Annotated in this window: 15 protein-coding genes; 5 read left to right on the forward strand and 10 right to left on the reverse strand. The window is 67.7% G+C overall.

Annotated features, from left to right (window positions below; genetic code table 11):
• Nucleotides 1-17: 17 nt before the first annotated feature.
• Nucleotides 18-800, reverse strand: coding sequence for an alpha/beta fold hydrolase (locus tag HV793_RS24895; protein WP_175214093.1), 783 nt, complete (start codon nucleotides 798-800; stop codon nucleotides 18-20).
• Nucleotides 801-1,058: 258 nt separating this feature from the next.
• Between HV793_RS24895 and HV793_RS24900 the strand changes: the two genes are divergently transcribed.
• Nucleotides 1,059-1,913, forward strand: coding sequence for a helix-turn-helix domain-containing protein (locus HV793_RS24900; protein ID WP_175214094.1), 855 nt, complete (start codon nucleotides 1,059-1,061; stop codon nucleotides 1,911-1,913).
• A gap of 34 nt (nucleotides 1,914-1,947) precedes the next feature.
• On the opposite strand, the gene nadB is transcribed toward HV793_RS24900, so the two are convergent.
• The 7 genes from nadB to HV793_RS24935 all read right to left on the reverse strand — a co-directional run bounded on the left by nadB (nucleotide 1,948) and on the right by HV793_RS24935 (nucleotide 9,907).
• Nucleotides 1,948-3,510, reverse strand: coding sequence for an L-aspartate oxidase (gene nadB / locus HV793_RS24905; protein ID WP_175214095.1), 1,563 nt, complete (start codon nucleotides 3,508-3,510; stop codon nucleotides 1,948-1,950).
• Nucleotides 3,511-3,530: 20 nt separating this feature from the next.
• Nucleotides 3,531-4,670, reverse strand: a complete 1,140-nt coding sequence (gene nadA, locus HV793_RS24910; RefSeq protein WP_175214096.1) for a quinolinate synthase NadA — start codon at nucleotides 4,668-4,670, stop codon at nucleotides 3,531-3,533.
• Between the two features lie 146 nt (nucleotides 4,671-4,816).
• On the reverse strand, nucleotides 4,817-5,605 hold the full coding sequence (locus HV793_RS24915; RefSeq protein ID WP_119449959.1) for a PhzF family phenazine biosynthesis protein: 789 nt from the start codon (nucleotides 5,603-5,605) through the stop codon (nucleotides 4,817-4,819).
• Between the two features lie 93 nt (nucleotides 5,606-5,698).
• Nucleotides 5,699-6,196, reverse strand: a complete 498-nt coding sequence (locus HV793_RS24920; RefSeq protein WP_119449960.1) for a transporter suffix domain-containing protein — start codon at nucleotides 6,194-6,196, stop codon at nucleotides 5,699-5,701.
• Between the two features lie 13 nt (nucleotides 6,197-6,209).
• Nucleotides 6,210-7,268, reverse strand: coding sequence for a DUF2955 domain-containing protein (locus HV793_RS24925; protein WP_175214097.1), 1,059 nt, complete (start codon nucleotides 7,266-7,268; stop codon nucleotides 6,210-6,212).
• On the reverse strand, nucleotides 7,258-8,367 hold the full coding sequence (locus HV793_RS24930; protein ID WP_175181812.1) for an HlyD family secretion protein: 1,110 nt from the start codon (nucleotides 8,365-8,367) through the stop codon (nucleotides 7,258-7,260). The genes HV793_RS24925 and HV793_RS24930 overlap by 11 nt, the downstream gene beginning before the upstream one ends.
• Nucleotides 8,360-9,907, reverse strand: a complete 1,548-nt coding sequence (locus HV793_RS24935) for an efflux transporter outer membrane subunit (protein ID WP_054452776.1) — start codon at nucleotides 9,905-9,907, stop codon at nucleotides 8,360-8,362. The genes HV793_RS24930 and HV793_RS24935 overlap by 8 nt, the downstream gene beginning before the upstream one ends.
• 246 nt (nucleotides 9,908-10,153) lie before the next feature.
• Between HV793_RS24935 and ppk2 the strand changes: the two genes are divergently transcribed.
• The 3 genes from ppk2 (at nucleotide 10,154) to HV793_RS24950 (ending at nucleotide 11,853) form a co-directional block, all read left to right on the forward strand.
• Nucleotides 10,154-10,975, forward strand: a complete 822-nt coding sequence (ppk2, locus tag HV793_RS24940) for a polyphosphate kinase 2 (protein ID WP_119449962.1) — start codon at nucleotides 10,154-10,156, stop codon at nucleotides 10,973-10,975.
• A 43-nt stretch (nucleotides 10,976-11,018) separates the two neighbouring features.
• Nucleotides 11,019-11,273, forward strand: coding sequence for a hypothetical protein (locus HV793_RS24945; RefSeq protein WP_054452780.1), 255 nt, complete (start codon nucleotides 11,019-11,021; stop codon nucleotides 11,271-11,273).
• A gap of 133 nt (nucleotides 11,274-11,406) precedes the next feature.
• Nucleotides 11,407-11,853, forward strand: coding sequence for an SRPBCC family protein (locus HV793_RS24950; protein ID WP_054452782.1), 447 nt, complete (start codon nucleotides 11,407-11,409; stop codon nucleotides 11,851-11,853).
• Between the two features lie 19 nt (nucleotides 11,854-11,872).
• Here the strand turns inward: HV793_RS24950 and HV793_RS24955 are convergent, their stop codons facing one another.
• Entirely contained in the window at nucleotides 11,873-12,457 is a 585-nt protein-coding gene (locus HV793_RS24955; protein WP_119449963.1) for an SAM-dependent methyltransferase, read from the reverse strand.
• Nucleotides 12,458-12,582: 125 nt separating this feature from the next.
• On the opposite strand from HV793_RS24955, the gene HV793_RS24960 reads away from it, so the two are divergent.
• Nucleotides 12,583-13,038 (forward strand): DUF1801 domain-containing protein, encoded by a 456-nt coding sequence (locus tag HV793_RS24960; RefSeq protein ID WP_175214098.1) that lies wholly within the window; start codon nucleotides 12,583-12,585, stop codon nucleotides 13,036-13,038.
• A gap of 38 nt (nucleotides 13,039-13,076) precedes the next feature.
• Here HV793_RS24960 and HV793_RS24965 read toward each other — a convergent pair whose 3' ends face one another.
• Nucleotides 13,077-14,033 (reverse strand): LysR family transcriptional regulator, encoded by a 957-nt coding sequence (locus HV793_RS24965; protein WP_175163134.1) that lies wholly within the window; start codon nucleotides 14,031-14,033, stop codon nucleotides 13,077-13,079.
• Nucleotides 14,034-14,087: the final 54 nt, after the last annotated feature.

Genomic DNA, 14,087 nt, shown 5'->3' on the forward strand with positions numbered 1-14,087 from the left:
CGCCAGGAAAACGTGGCTTAGCGCAGCGCCGCGTGGAACTCCCGCAGGGCCTCGGTGCAGGCCTGGGGCTTTTCGTAGGTGGTCCAGTGGCCGCATCCGTCCAGCACGATGCGGCGGCTGCCTGGCATGCGCGCGGCCAGGGCCTCGACATTGCCGGGCGGCGCCACGCCGTCCTGATCGCCGGTGACCAGCAGGGCCGGCGCGCCGATAGTCTCGACGGCGGCCGGCTGCGCATCCGCCAGCGCCTCGCAGCTCTGCGCATAGCCTTGCGGCGGTTGGCGCATCACGCTCTCGCGCACGAGCGCCAGCACGGCGGGTTGATCCTGCTTGGTCTGGGCGCTGGTCGCGCCTTTGACGATGGCGTCGGCGATCTCCTGCATGGCCGCGTCGCCGCCGCGCGCCAGCTCCGCACGCGCGCGGATGCCGGGCCGGCCCGCGTCGGGCGGAGCGGCCAGCGGGCCGAACAGGGCCAGCGACTTGACCCTGCCCGGATGCGCCACGGCAAGATGCTGGGCCACGACGGTTCCGAGCGAATGGGCGGCGACATGCGCCACATCGATATCCAATGCGTCCAGCAGTCCGACCAACGCGTCCACGTAGGTAGCGATGGACAGGCGCTTTTCGCCCAGCGGCGAACGAGCGCTGCCCGGTAGATCAGGACGGATCACGCGGAAACCGTCGAAGGCGCCCATGACGGGCGTCCAGGTATTCGAGGAACCGCCCAGGCCGTGTATGCACAACAGTGCCGGCCCCTCGCCGTCGATTTCCACGGCCATGCCGTTGACGTGTTGCGTGCTCATGCTGCCGCCTCCCTTTATCTGAACAGTCGCTGTTTGCATCGGCACCGCGCCGGCAATTTTTCAGGACTGTATCGGCGCAGGCGGTGGCGCGCTTATCGCTGCGTGCGCGGACTTATCGCAGAGTCAGATTTTGTGCCTAGTGAATACACCTAGCGCGGACAAACGCGTAAACGCCCATAAAATTCCCTGAGCGCCGCACCCGCCCGCACGCAGGCCCAGGCTTGCGCGACGAGGCGATAAGAAAAACGGGAGACAGACATGCAGGAGACCTACGCCTTGCACGAAGGCGCGTTCGGCCGCGCCGTTGTGCTGGAACTGCGCGACGACCTGATCGCGCACGCGCATGCGGAAGTGCAGCTGGCCCTGTGGCTGGGCGGCGCGCGCGTGCTGGGGCATGTCGGCCAGACTCCGGTCCCCTACAGCGAACACCTGGCGCTAGGCACCAATACGTACGAATCGCACGACGCCAGACTGCTCGAACGGTCGGGCCCGGCCATCTTCCTGGTGCTCTACATCGCCAAGCCCTGGCTGGACGAACGGCGGGCCGCCACGGGGCGGCCATTCCACTTCGCGGCGCCGGGCGTGCCCATCGACGCGGCGGTGCGCCAGGGCTGTTGGCGCTTGCTGGACAAGATCGTGGCGCCGCAGGACCACCCCGGCGCGGACCTGGATGCCGAAGTCGAGGCCTTGCTGCAAGCGGCAATCGAATCGTCGATCGAACCGGAGCGCCCACGCAACCAGATGCCCGCGACGCCGGTGCTGGACCGCCGGCTGCGCGCGGCGATCGCCTACATGCGCGAGCACGCCCATGAACCCATCACGGCCGAAGAAGTCGCCAGCCGCGTGGGCCTGTCGCGCGGCCATTTCTTCGCGCTGTTCCGCGATCAGCTCAACACCACGCCGCAAGTTTTCTGGAGCGCCGTGCGCGTCGAAGAAGCCGTGCGCCTGCTGGTACACCAGGAGCAGCCCCTGACCTCCGTAGCGCTGGACCTGGGCTTCTCCACGCCCGGCAATTTCTCCCGCTTCTTCCGCGAGCACATGGGCGTGTCGCCGTCGCGTTTCAGGCGCGCGGCGACGGGCGCCGCGCAGCATCTGCTGACCGGGGTTTCCTGAGCCGCTGGCCGGCCGGACACTGCCCTGCCCGCGCCTAGGCGGTTGCGGCAGGCGCGCGCAGCCGCAAATCCACGGCGTCCTGGCCCGGACGATCGCGGTTGAAATGCGCCCCGCGGCTTTCACCCCGCGCACTCGCCGCCCGCACGATGAGATCAGCCGCCAGAGCCAGGTTGCGCAGCTCCAGCAGTTCCAGGCTCAAGCCCTCGCGCAACAGCCGCGCTTCCGTCTGTGCTCGCAGCGGACCAATGAAGGCCGCCGCACGCGCCAGCGATGCATCGCTGCGCAGCACGCCCACGTCCCGGCTCATCAGTTGTCGCAGGTCGCGCCGCAGCCGCGCCAGATCGGGCGACGCCGGCACGGCGATTGCGTCGGGTGCCGGAGTTCTGCGGGAAACATCGGCCCGCTTCTGCCCGAGTATGTCTTGCGCCGCAGCCCGCCCCGTCACCACGCATTCCAGCAACGAATTGCTGGCCAGGCGGTTGGCGCCATGCAGCCCGGTGCAGGCGGCCTCGCCCACCGCGTACAGGCCGGGCAGGTTGCTGCGCCCGGCCATGTCGGCGGCGATGCCGCCGCAGGTGTAATGCGCGGCGGGCGCAACCGGGATGGAAGCCGTCGTGATGTCGATGCCCAGCGCCAGGCAGCGCGCCTGGATGGTGGGAAAGTGTTCCCGCAGGAATTGCGGCGATTGGTGGCTGATGTCCAGCTGCACGCATTCCAACCCATGGCGTTCCATCTCGCCCTGGATCGCGCGGGCCACGATGTCGCGCGGCGCCAGTTCGGCGCGCGCATCGTGCGCCGGCATGAAGCGCGCGCCGTTGGGCAGGCGTAGCACACCGCCCTCGCCGCGCACGGCCTCGGAGATGAGGAATCCGCCCGCCTGCGCGTGGTGCAGGCCGGTAGGATGGAATTGCGTGAACTCCATGTTGGCGATCTGGCAGCCCGCGCGCGAGGCCATGGCGATGCCGTCGCCGGTCGCGGCCGGCGGCGCGGTCGTCGTCTGGTATGCCTGCCCCGCGCCGCCCGTGGCCAGCACGACATGGCCGGCCGTTGCGTCGAAGATCCGCCCGCTGCGCAGGTCCAGCAGGCGCACGCCGCGGCAGCGCGCCGCGGCCGTACCCGCGGCGCCGTCCAGAATCAGGTCCACGGCGCAATGCGCCTGCAGCAGCGTGATGCCGGATTGCCGCCGCACTCGGTCCTCCAGCGCCGCGACGATGGCGCTGCCGGTCGCGTCCGCCGCGTGCGCGATGCGGCGCAGGCCGTGCCCGCCTTCGCGCGTCAGATGCAAGCCGCCTTGCTCCAGGGTAAACGCGACGCCCTGCTCCTGCAGCCAGGCGATCGCGCCGCAGGCCCGGGAGATGATGTGCCGCGTGGCCGGCAAGTCGCACAGGCCTGCGCCCGCGACCAGAGTGTCGCTGACATGCGCCTCGATGCTGTCGTCCGCGCCCAGCGGCGCGGCGATGCCGCCCTGGGCGCGGTTGCTGGCGCTGTCGCGCAACTCGCCCTTCGACACGAGGGCGACCCGCCTGCGCGGGGCCAGTTCCAGCGCCGCGGCCATGCCGGCCAGGCCGCTGCCGATGATGATGACGTCGAATTCCATGAGCGGACCTCCGGTAGTCCTTAGGCCGGCCCGACGCTGGCGTATAGCGCCGTGTCGCGTGCGAAGTCGCCGCTGGCCTGCACGCGGCGCTTGCGTTGTTCCGCGAAGTCCAGCATGCGATCGATCGGCGCCTTGGCGCGCAGGCCCAGCGCGGGGTCCAGCGTGATCTCGTTGCGGCCGTGCTCCAGTGTCTCGGCAAGGTTGCCCAAGGCGTTCATCGCCATCCAGGGGCAATGCGCGCAGCTCTTGCAGCTGGCGCTGTTGCCCGCGGTGGGCGCGGCCAGGAAGGTCTTGCCGGGCGCCTGCGCGCGCATCTTGTGCAGGATGCCCTGGTCGGTCGCGACGATCAGCAGCCCGGCGTCGAACTTGCGCGCGGCCTCGATCAGCTGGGTGGTCGAGCCCACCACGTCCGCCTGCGCCAGCACCGCCGCGGGAGATTCCGGATGCGCCAGCACCTTGGCCTGGGGATGCTCGGCGCGCAGCAGCTCCAGTTCGGTGCCCTTGAACTCGTCATGCACCAGGCAGGACCCCTGCCACAGCAGCATGTCGGCGCCGGTCTGGCGTTGCACGTAGTCGCCCAGATGGCGGTCCGGCGCCCAAAGGATTTTCTCGCCGCGCGCATGCAGGTCGGCGATCACGTCGAGCGCGATCGACGAGGTGACGACCCAGTCCGCGCGCGCCTTCACCTCCGCGCTGGTATTGGCGTAGACCACCACCGTCCGGTCCGGATGGGCATCGCACCAGGCGGCGAAATCGGCGGCCGGACAGCCCAGGTCCAGCGAGCAGGTGGCGTCCAGGTCCGGCATCAGGATGCGCTTGTCCGGGCTCAGGATCTTGGCGGTCTCGCCCATGAAGCGCACGCCGGCCACCACCAGCGTGCGAGCCTCGTGGTCGCGGCCGAAGCGCGCCATCTCCAGCGAGTCGCCGACGCAGCCGCCGGTCTGTTCAGCCAGCTCCTGCAACTCCGCATCGACGTAGTAGTGGGCGACCAGCACGGCGCGTTCACGCATCAGCAGTTCGCGTATGCGCGCCACGCAGGCGGCGCGTTCGTTGGCTGGCAAGGGTTCGGGCACGCGGGCCCAGGCCTGGCCGACGGCGCTGGGGCAGCTAGTCGTGGCAGGCAGATCGAATTCGACGTACCGGCGGTTGGGGGTGTCCATGGACGCGTCTCCTCGCGAATTGTTATGCTCATATTGAGCATTTAATGATCAAAAAAAGAGCACGGTTTATGCTAGTGTTGAGCATAAACCGTGTCAACGTCTCTTTTGTTACGCCGCCGCGCGCCTGCGCCGCGGCCCGCCAGGCTTCAGATGAAGATCGAGCCGCGCAGGTACAACGCCGCCTGGCCGCTGATGATCACCCGGCCGTTATCCAGCACCTCGCATTGCAACTGGCCCTTGCGCGCCCCGCCCTGCTGCGCGCTCAGGCTGCGCTTGCCCAGGCGCTGGGCCCAGTACGGCGCCAGCGAGGTGTGCGCCGATCCGGTCACCGGATCCTCGTTCACGCCCACCCGCGGCCCGAACCAGCGCGTCACGAAATCGAATTGCGCCGATGGCGCCGTCACCGCCACGCCGCGCGTCTCGAAAGCCGCCAGCGCGGCGAAGTCCGGCTTCAAGGCATCGATCCGCGTTTCATCGTCGATCACCACCAGATAGTCGTCCGTCTTGTAGAACGCCTGCGCGCCCGGCAGGCCCAGCGCCTGCAGCAGACCCGGCGGGATCTCCTGCGCTTCGGGACGCTTGGCCGGAAAATCCATCGCCAGCCGGTCGCTCGCGCGGCGCACCTGCAGTTCGCCGCTGCGCGTGGCAAAGCGCAGCACGTCTTCCGTTGCGCCCAGCTGTTCGAACAGCACCCAGGCCGACGCCAGCGTGGCATGGCCGCACAGGTCCACCTCCACCGCGGGCGTGAACCAGCGCAGCTCGTAGACATCGCCCTTGCGCACGAAGTAGGCGGTTTCGGACAGGTTGTTTTCTTCCGCGATGCGTTGCAGCGTTTCGTCCGGCAGCCATGCCTGCAGCGGCACGACCGCCGCCGGATTGCCGCCAAAGGGCGCGGCGGTGAAAGCGTCTACCTGATAGATGTCGAGTTGCGGCATGGCGGATCCTGGTTGATGGCTGAGGTTACGCGTCGGAACGCAAGCCGGCATTTTCCTATGAAAACGCCGGCTCCGGCCGTGGCGGCCCGCCCGCTACACCGTCCGCACGAACAGGCCGCGCAGCTTGCTCCAGAAATCCCCGCCCAGCACGAAGAAGCTGGCGATCAGCATGATGTCTCCGACCAGCTGGGCCTGCCACAGATTGGGTCGCAGGCCCGGCCACATTTCGTCGATGTAGGGTTCCAGCACCGAGGTCAGGATGGGCAGGAAGAACATGACCAGGCCGATGGCATGGCGCACGGGGCCGACCTTCTGCACGGGCGCCAGCTTCTTGGCATGGCCGAACACGATGGACTTCAGCCGCTGAAAGCCTTCCTTGCCCATGACGGCGATGCAGCTCAGCAGCAGCACCTTGTTGGCGATGAAGATGGTGCCGGTCAGCGCGGCGATGCGCGGGCCTGGCACGTCCAGGTAGCCTGCCACCGGGATGAGGAACCACAGGGCGAAGGCGATGATGAACAAACCTATCCCGCATTTGAAGCGCCAGCCCGCTGCGGGCGCGGGTTGGACCGGTTCGTCTGGCAATGGCATGGCTGCCTCCTGGTCAAGCGTTTGAAGGGACTGCGGTTGAAGGATTCGCTCCAGGCTTCGGGCTGCCCGACGCCCGCGATTCGAGCAGGCGCAGCATCAGGCAGGCGTAGAGCGTGACGCCGATGAACAAGCCCATGCGCACCGCGAACGCGGTATAGACGTCCTTGCCGGCGGCGCTGTCCTGCACCGACTGGCCCAGCAGGATGATGAGCGTCACCAGCGTGTTCAGCCAGAAGCTGGGCGGATGGCGGGTCGGACTCAGCCGGTAGAGCTTGCGCGCGGCGATGAGGCCGAACAGCAGCATCCAGAGAAAGAACATCCAGAGGTTCACGAACAGGCTGAGGGCGCACCAGAAAGCCACTGCCAGCGCGCCGCCCAGCAGGGTCGAGCCCAGCAGTTCGCGGGCCGCGCCCTGCGCGGCGGTGACGCAGCTCTGCCGCCCCAGGCTGACCGATTTCAGGATGATGGGCATGTAGCCCAGCGGGTCGGTCAGCGCCAGCAGGAACGCCGGCATCACAACGAGCGAGGCGCGCAAGGCCAGGCGGCTGGCCTGGTCGGGCGGCAGCACGGGCGCCGCCGGCGGCGCGGGCGCGGCCGCCGGCTCGGGAAACAGCAGGTGGCAGCCGCCCAACACCAGGACCGCGACCAGCAACCCTTTGCCCAGCGCCTCGATCACCAGGGAAGCCAAGGCGAAGTCGACGGTGCCGGCGGCGGAGATCATGGTCAGCCCGATGATGAGGAAGGTCGACAACAAGCCATTGCCGCCGCGCAGCCCGTGGCGGAAAGCGAAAAAAAGGCAAAGCGCGATGAGCAGCACGCCGCTCAAGGGGTAGTAGCGCAGCAAGGGACTCAGCAGCAATCCGATCGCGGTGGTAAGAAGCGCCATCAGCATCAGGCCCAGCCCGCTCCTGAACGAGAGGGGCCGGTTCATCGACGCCAGCAACATGACGCCCAGCACCGGCGCGACCATGGCGATGGGCAGGTCCAGGCCATAGCTGATGGCCGTGCAGAAAGCCGCGCCCGCGCCCACACGCAGCGCGCGGCGTCCGCGAGGATCGGGATCAGTACGCATAGGAAAGCCAGCTCATCAGCCGCATGTACGCGCGGCCCAGCAGGTTGAGCGGATTGCCGGAGCTGGGAAACGCCATGACCTCGGCCTGGCCGCCCACGCGCACGCCGCTCAAGGCCGGCAGGTCGTCGCGATCGAATTCCACGATCACGGGAAAGCGCTGCGCGGGCCGCAGCCAGTCGCGGCTGTTCTGCACCGTGGGCAAGGCGCCGGGCGGCGTGCCCGGTCCCACATTGACGCCATACCCAACGCTGCGCACGCGGCCCTTGAAGATTTGCCCGGGCAGCGCGTCCAGGATGATGGACACCGGCGTGCCGGGCTCTACGTGGCCCAGGTTGTTCTCGGTCATTTCAGCGCTGATCCAGACGTCGTGGATCGCGATCAGCGTCATGACGGGGTTGCCGGCGGCCGCGAACTGCCCGGTGTCGGTGCGCAGGTCGGTGATCAGGCCCGCCGAACGCGCCCGCACCTGCGTGTTGGCCAGGTCCAGCTCGGCCTTTTCCAGGGCAGCGGCGGCGCTGCGCAGCTTGGCGTTGTCTTCCTCGCTGCCGCCTTCCTGTTCGCGCGCGCGCTGCACCTCGGCGCGCGCGGCCGCGACCTGGCTGATGGCCTGCGTCAGATTCGCCCGCGCGATTTCCAGCCGCCGCAGCGATACGGTGCCCTGGTCCTCGCGGTACAGCCGTTCGAGCCGCGTGCTGTCCTGGCGGGCCTTCAGCTCATTGGCCTGCGCCGCGCGCAAGGAAGCCTGTGCCGAATCGATGCCCGCCGTGCCGGCGCCGATCTGCCGGCGCGTGGACTCCAGATCGGCGCGGGCGCGATCCACGGCGATGCGGTAGTGCTCCGGGTCGACGTCGAACAGCGTCGCGCCGGCCTCGACATCCTGGTTGTTGCGCACGTACACCCGCGTCACGCGCCCCGATACCTCGGAAGCCACCGGCACGACAAAGGCCTGCACCCGCGCCTGCTGCGTGTAAGGCGTATAGCGGTCGGCCAGCAGATACCAGGCCAGGCTCAGCACGATGAACAGAACCGTCCATCGGACGCCCTTTTTCGCGGGATCCGGCGCGGGGGCTGCGGCGGGCTGGGACGGCGAGTCACTCATCGGGTCGCACCTTTTGCGCGGACAGGGCAGTTGGGGAAGCAGGCGCCGGCTCGGATAGCAGATCGCCCCAATCGGTGCGCTGCCGCATCTGTTCGCGGGTCGCCGGGTCGAGCACCGGTTCCGCGCTATACCAGCCGCCACCCATCGCCTTGTACAGGGCGATGAGGTCGCTTACGGCGCCGCCCCGGTTCACGACGTAGGCGTCCTGCTGGACGGCCAGTGCCTGCTGCGCGTCCAGCACCCGCTGGAAATCGGTATAGCCTTCGCGGTAGAGCGCGTTGGCCAGCGTGAGCGAACGCCCCGCGGCCTGCGCCGACTGTTGCAGGATGCCGTCGCGCTCCAGCGCCTTGATCAGGCCGCTGGCCGCGTCGTCGGCTTCGCGCGCCGCCTGCCGGACGTCGTCCTGGTAGGCCACGATCAGTTGCTGCAGCCGGGCGTCCTGCACTCGCACATTGTTCTGCAGGCGGCCGTGGTCGAATACGTTCCAGCTGAGGACCGGGCCGGCCAGCAGCGCCGCGCCGCCCGCCGTGCCCGCCAGCGAGGTGGCGGACCAGGCGATACTGCCCAGCAGGGTCAGCGAAGGATAGAGGTCCGCCGCGGCCACCCCCACCTGCGCCGACTGCGCGGCGATGCGCAGTTCGGCTGCGCGGATGTCGGGACGGCGCAGCAGCAGGTTGGCGGGCACGTCCTGCAGCACGGCGCGGTCGATCAGCGGCACCTCCGCCGTCTTGTTGTCCAGTTCCGGCATGGGTCCGGGCGGCCGGCCGACCAGGACCGCCAGGGCGTTGCGGGTCCGCATGATCTGGCTTTCGAATTCGGGAATGGTGCCCAGCGTGCTCAGGTACTGCGTGCGGGCCTGCTGCAAGTCCAGTTCGTCGGTCTCGCCGCTGCGGAACAGCTTTTGCGTGATCTCGTAGCTGCGCTTCTGGATGGCGGCATTGTCGCGGGCGATCCGCAGCCGCGCCTCGGCGGTGCGCAGCGCGTAGTAGCTTTCGGCCACCTGGGCGTGCAGCAGCACCAGCACATCGTCGCGATTGGCCTGGGCCTCGAAGTACAGGGCGTCGGCCGACTCGATGGCGCGGCTGAACCGGCCCCAGAAGTCCAGCTCCCAGCCTATGTCGAATCCGGCGCTGTATTGCCAGAAGCTGCTGGGGCGCGGATTGCCTTCGGCCGAGCGCGAGGACCGGTGCTGATACAGGGCATTGGCCCCGATCACTTGGGATTGCGGGTAGCGTCCGCTTTGGGCGATGCCCAGCTGCGCGCGCGCTTCCATGATGCGCAGGCCGGCGATGCGCAGGCCCGCGTTGTTGGCATCGGCCTGGGCGATCAGGGCTTCCAGGACGGGGTCGCCGAAAATCTGCCACCACTGCCGGGCGTCCGGCTGCTGTTGCTGGAGGCTGGCCTGCTGCAGCGCGGGAGTGCTCCAGTCCGCGACCCAGCTGGTGCGCTGGGGCTCGAAGTCCGGCCCCACACGCATGCAGCCGCCCAGGCAGAGCATGCCGATCAGCAACAGCCGATTCAAACAGATCAGCGGCGACATCGGTTATCGGGTCCGTGTAGAGCCTGACCGCCATGGTCCACGACGCAGCTCCGACCTTGCCGGAGCGCTGTGCGCGAATTGATTCTATTGGCCTTTTCCGCTTCTCGCCAGAGGATAGCTTCGACGCAAGCACTAAATAAAACGAACTGCTCCTACCTGCCTGTGTACAAGGGGCAACGGTCGGCGCTAAAGTGAAAAATTCCAACGTTCCGACCGTTTCCCCGCAGCATATTCTGGAGTGCCGTCATGAACGCTCAGAAGAAGGCAGCAGCAGAGGACAAGCAGCCGGCGCAAGCCAAGCTTTCGGGAAAGCAATACGCCGAGGAACTGGCCCGGCTGCACGTGGAGCTGGTCAAGCTCCAGGAATGGGTCAGCCAGACGGGCGCCAAGGTCTGCATCATTTTCGAAGGACGCGACGGCGCCGGCAAAGGCGGAACGATCAAGGCGATCACGGAGCGGGTCAGCCCGCGCGTCTTCCGCGTGATCGCCCTGCCCGCCCCTTCGGACCGCGAGAAAACCCAGATGTACATGCAGCGCTACCTGCCTTACCTGCCGGCGGCGGGCGAGGTCGTGATCTTCGACCGCAGTTGGTACAACCGGGCCGGCGTCGAACGGGTAATGGGGTTCTGCTCCAAGGACGACGTCAAGATCTTCCTGAAAGGCGTGCCGCTGGTCGAACGGGCCATCGTGGGCTCGGGCATCATCCTGCTCAAGTATTGGCTGGAAGTCAGCGAAGAAGAACAGACCCGCCGGCTCCAGGCCCGCATCAACGACGAGCGCAAGATCTGGAAGCTGACCAAAATGGACCTGGATTCGTACAGCCGCTGGTACGACTACTCGCGCGCCCGCGACGACATGTTCGCGGCCACCGATACCGGCGTGGCGCCCTGGTATGTTGCGCAATCCGACGACAAGAAAAAGGTGCGCCTGAACATCATCAGCCACCTGCTCGCCCGCATCCCGTACAAGCGCATGCCGCGGGCCAAGGTGAAGCTGCCCAAGCGGCAGAAAGCCGGCGGCTACCGCGACCCGGGACATCCCTTGCGCATGGTCCCCGCCAAATTCTGAGCGGTGCGCCTCTGACGCCCGCAGGCTTCCAAGGAGAACGCTCATGGCCGCCCTGCTGATCAACCATGTGGAAGAAAGCACCTCCGACGAGGACATCCGCGGTTTTCTCATGAAATACGGCTTTCCATCCTGCGACCGCATCCAGCGGGTGCCTAGCGAGGGCGAACGGCCCGCGGTCCTGGTGACGTTCGATGGCGCCGGGCCCGAGGAGCTGCGCGCGCTGGCGCCCCGCATACACCAGGTGTTCTGGAAGAACCATACGATCGCCGTGCTGGTGATGCGCGAGCCCATCGAATAAAGGTCCGCATCGGCCCGGCCAATCGTGACCAGATGTGCCGTTTAAGGGTTTCCCCCAGGATTTCGGTTGTCGATTTCCGGTCAACTCGTACGTCGTGTCAGTACGCACAACTTTCCTGAAAGGCGGACTTACCATGACTACCGGAACCGTAACCCTGCATCGCGTCATGCGCGCGCCGGCCGAACGCATCTATCGGGCCTTCCTGGAACCCGACGCGATCGCGCGCTGGCTCCCCCCTTACGGCTACACCTGCCAGGTCCATCAACTGGATGCAAAGGTCGGCGGCATGCACAAGATGTCGTTCCGCAACTTCGGCACGGGCCACAGCCATGACTTCGGCGGCGAGTACCTGGAATTGTCGCCGGGCCAGAAGATCCGGTACTCGGACCAGTTCGACGATCCGAACCTGCCCGGCCGCATGCAGACCACCGTTACGCTGCGGCAGGTCGCCTGCGGCACGGAGGTAAGCATCGTGCAGGAAGGCATACCGGCGGCGATACCGCCGGAGATGTGCTACCTGGGCTGGCAGGAGTCGCTGGCGCAGCTGATGCGGCTGGTCGAACCGGAGATTCCCGATTGAGGAGTGGGCCTGGCCGCCCTCACGTCTTTCTGGCGATGAACTGCACCACGCATGCCGGACCCGTGTGGAATATGCCTTCGACCACGTCGCGTTCGATTTCCTGGGAAAGCAGCACCTGGCAATTCGGGAAGTCCTGCTCCAGGTCCTCGCGCGCCATGAGCATGTCCGCATCTGGAGGCCCGCCGGTGCCGCGACCCAACTGCGCTTTCCGGTATGCCTCCAGCAGGATGATGCCGCCTGGCCGCAGGGAGCGTTCCGCCAGGCGGTGCAGCCTCCTGCGCACGTGGCTGGGCATGTGGGCGAAGATCGACACCACCGCGCCGAAGGATGCCGGCGGCGGCTCGTACCCGGCGAAGTCCGCCGTTTCGGTGCGGATCGATACGCCCTTCGCCCCCGCCAGCCTGCGCGCCTTGGCGAGTCCAACGGCGGAACCGTCCACACCAAGCACGTCCAGGCCCAGCGAGGCCAGGAAGACGGCGTTGCGCCCCTCTCCCTCGGCCAGGCTGAGCACCGGCCCGGACAGCAGGCCGGCGTTTTCCGCCAGGAAAGCGTTCGGCTCGGTTCCATACACGTATTCGTCGACGGCGTAGCGTTCATCCCACATATGCTTGAACTCCCAGGTTGTTGGTCACGGCTCAGGGCAAGGGAACACTCCCGTCCGTCTCGTGCCGGAATGCAGATAGTCTTTCACTTCAAGTCGACTTGAGGTCAAGCGAAAGGAGCCCACGCATGGCAGAAAAATCCACGGCGAAACCCGTGAAGGCCACCAAGAAAGCAGATTCGCAACCCGTCCTGCTGTCCGGCGGCAATCCGCAGATCGCCAAGGGCGCGGGCGACGCGCCGGTGCAGGCCTATATCGCGGCCATGCCTGGCTGGAAGAGCGATCTCGGACGCCGCCTGGACGCCTTGATCGAGCGCGCAGCGCCCGGCGTGCAGAAGGCGGTCAAGTGGAATTCGCCGCTGTATGGCATGGACGGCCAGGCCTGGTTCCTGAGCATCCATTGCTTCACCAAGTACGTGAAGGTGGCGTTCTTTCGCGGCGCGCAGCTGCGGCCCGTGCCGCCGGGACCGTCCAAGAGCCAGGACACGCGCTATCTGGATATCCGTGAGGACGATGAGCTGGACGAAGCGCAGTTCATGGACTGGGTGCAGCAGGCCAGCGCGCTGCCCGGCGAGCGGATGTAGGCGCGGCCCCTGGCATTCAGCCCCCTTGGGCCGCGACGCTAGCGCCGCGCCCGGCGCGTTTTCCCGGAGACGGCCTGCGGCGCGGCCGCGCCCGACAGCAGGTCCTGCACCAGCTCGATGACCCGCTCGGCGGTCGGGGACAGGGTACGGCGCGCGCGGTGGATGACGCTGTAGGTCAGCGGGCCGGCGGCGGGATAGGACAGCGGCAAGGGCTCCAGCACGCCCTGCGCCAGCTCGGCCGCGATGGCCTCGCGCGTGCAGAACAGCACCACGTCGCTGCCCAGCGCCACCTCGCGCAACGTGGCGACGCTATCGCATTCGAAGGCGATGGGCAGGTCTTCCGGCCGTGCCACCTGATACAGCCGGGCCAGGTACTCGCGCGCCCGCAGCGGCAGGTCGGTGGCGGCCAGCCGGTACTGCGCCAGCGCGGCGCGCAGGCGCGGCTTGCCCAGGCCCTGCAGCGGATGGCCGGCGCGCGTGAACAGGCCGCCATGCTGCGGAGGCAAGGGCCGCACCGAAAAGTCGTCGGGCGGCGGCAGGCTGTGCGTCACGGCCACCGCGAAATCCAGCTTGTCCTGCAGCAGCTTGTCCAGCAGGCGCTGCCAGCTTTCGATCTCGACGTGCACGCTCAGGCCCGGATGCTCGCGCGCGATGCGCACCAGCAGCGGCGACAGGAATCCGGCCGCCGGAAACGCCCCCACGCCCAGGTTCACCCGGCCTGTGTCGTGGCCGCGGATCAACTCGGCTTCGCGCCGCAGGTCGCGGGTTTCTGCCAGGATGCGCTGCGCGCGCTCCAGCACCATGCACCCGGCCTGCGTGGGCGTGACGCCCGTGGACGCCCGGTCCACCAGCACCAGGCCCAGTGAGTCCTCCAGCGACTGGATGCTGCGCGTCAGCGCGGACTGCGTCAGATGCAGCCGCTGCGCCGCGCGGGAGTAGTGCTTTTCCTCGACGAGCACGGCGTAGTGCTGGAGCGACCGTATTGTGAGGCTCATGTATTTTTCTCATCAATATTGCGCCAAATATGCATTTGATTGACCGCAAAGGCA

The organism is Achromobacter aegrifaciens, assembly GCF_902859965.1.
In the GTDB taxonomy this organism is placed as follows: domain Bacteria; phylum Pseudomonadota; class Gammaproteobacteria; order Burkholderiales; family Burkholderiaceae_B; genus Achromobacter; species Achromobacter aegrifaciens.

What these genes read in the sequence shown, in the direction of transcription:
- HV793_RS24920 (WP_119449960.1), bottom strand. Translation starts at nt 6,196, where the DNA reads ATGCCATTGCCAGACGAACCGGTCCAACCCGCGCCCGCAGCGGGCTGG.
- nadA (WP_175214096.1), bottom strand. Translation starts at nt 4,670, where the DNA reads ATGGACACCCCCAACCGCCGGTACGTCGAATTCGATCTGCCTGCCACG.
- HV793_RS24955 (WP_119449963.1), bottom strand. Translation starts at nt 12,457, where the DNA reads ATGTGGGATGAACGCTACGCCGTCGACGAATACGTGTATGGAACCGAG.
- HV793_RS24960 (WP_175214098.1), top strand. Translation starts at nt 12,583, where the DNA reads ATGGCAGAAAAATCCACGGCGAAACCCGTGAAGGCCACCAAGAAAGCA.
- HV793_RS24895 (WP_175214093.1), bottom strand. Translation starts at nt 800, where the DNA reads ATGAGCACGCAACACGTCAACGGCATGGCCGTGGAAATCGACGGCGAG.
- HV793_RS24900 (WP_175214094.1), top strand. Translation starts at nt 1,059, where the DNA reads ATGCAGGAGACCTACGCCTTGCACGAAGGCGCGTTCGGCCGCGCCGTT.
- ppk2 (WP_119449962.1), top strand. Translation starts at nt 10,154, where the DNA reads ATGAACGCTCAGAAGAAGGCAGCAGCAGAGGACAAGCAGCCGGCGCAA.
- HV793_RS24925 (WP_175214097.1), bottom strand. Translation starts at nt 7,268, where the DNA reads ATGCGTACTGATCCCGATCCTCGCGGACGCCGCGCGCTGCGTGTGGGC.
- HV793_RS24930 (WP_175181812.1), bottom strand. Translation starts at nt 8,367, where the DNA reads ATGAGTGACTCGCCGTCCCAGCCCGCCGCAGCCCCCGCGCCGGATCCC.
- HV793_RS24935 (WP_054452776.1), bottom strand. Translation starts at nt 9,907, where the DNA reads ATGTCGCCGCTGATCTGTTTGAATCGGCTGTTGCTGATCGGCATGCTC.
- HV793_RS24945 (WP_054452780.1), top strand. Translation starts at nt 11,019, where the DNA reads ATGGCCGCCCTGCTGATCAACCATGTGGAAGAAAGCACCTCCGACGAG.
- HV793_RS24965 (WP_175163134.1), bottom strand. Translation starts at nt 14,033, where the DNA reads ATGAGCCTCACAATACGGTCGCTCCAGCACTACGCCGTGCTCGTCGAG.
- HV793_RS24915 (WP_119449959.1), bottom strand. Translation starts at nt 5,605, where the DNA reads ATGCCGCAACTCGACATCTATCAGGTAGACGCTTTCACCGCCGCGCCC.
- nadB (WP_175214095.1), bottom strand. Translation starts at nt 3,510, where the DNA reads ATGGAATTCGACGTCATCATCATCGGCAGCGGCCTGGCCGGCATGGCC.
- HV793_RS24950 (WP_054452782.1), top strand. Translation starts at nt 11,407, where the DNA reads ATGACTACCGGAACCGTAACCCTGCATCGCGTCATGCGCGCGCCGGCC.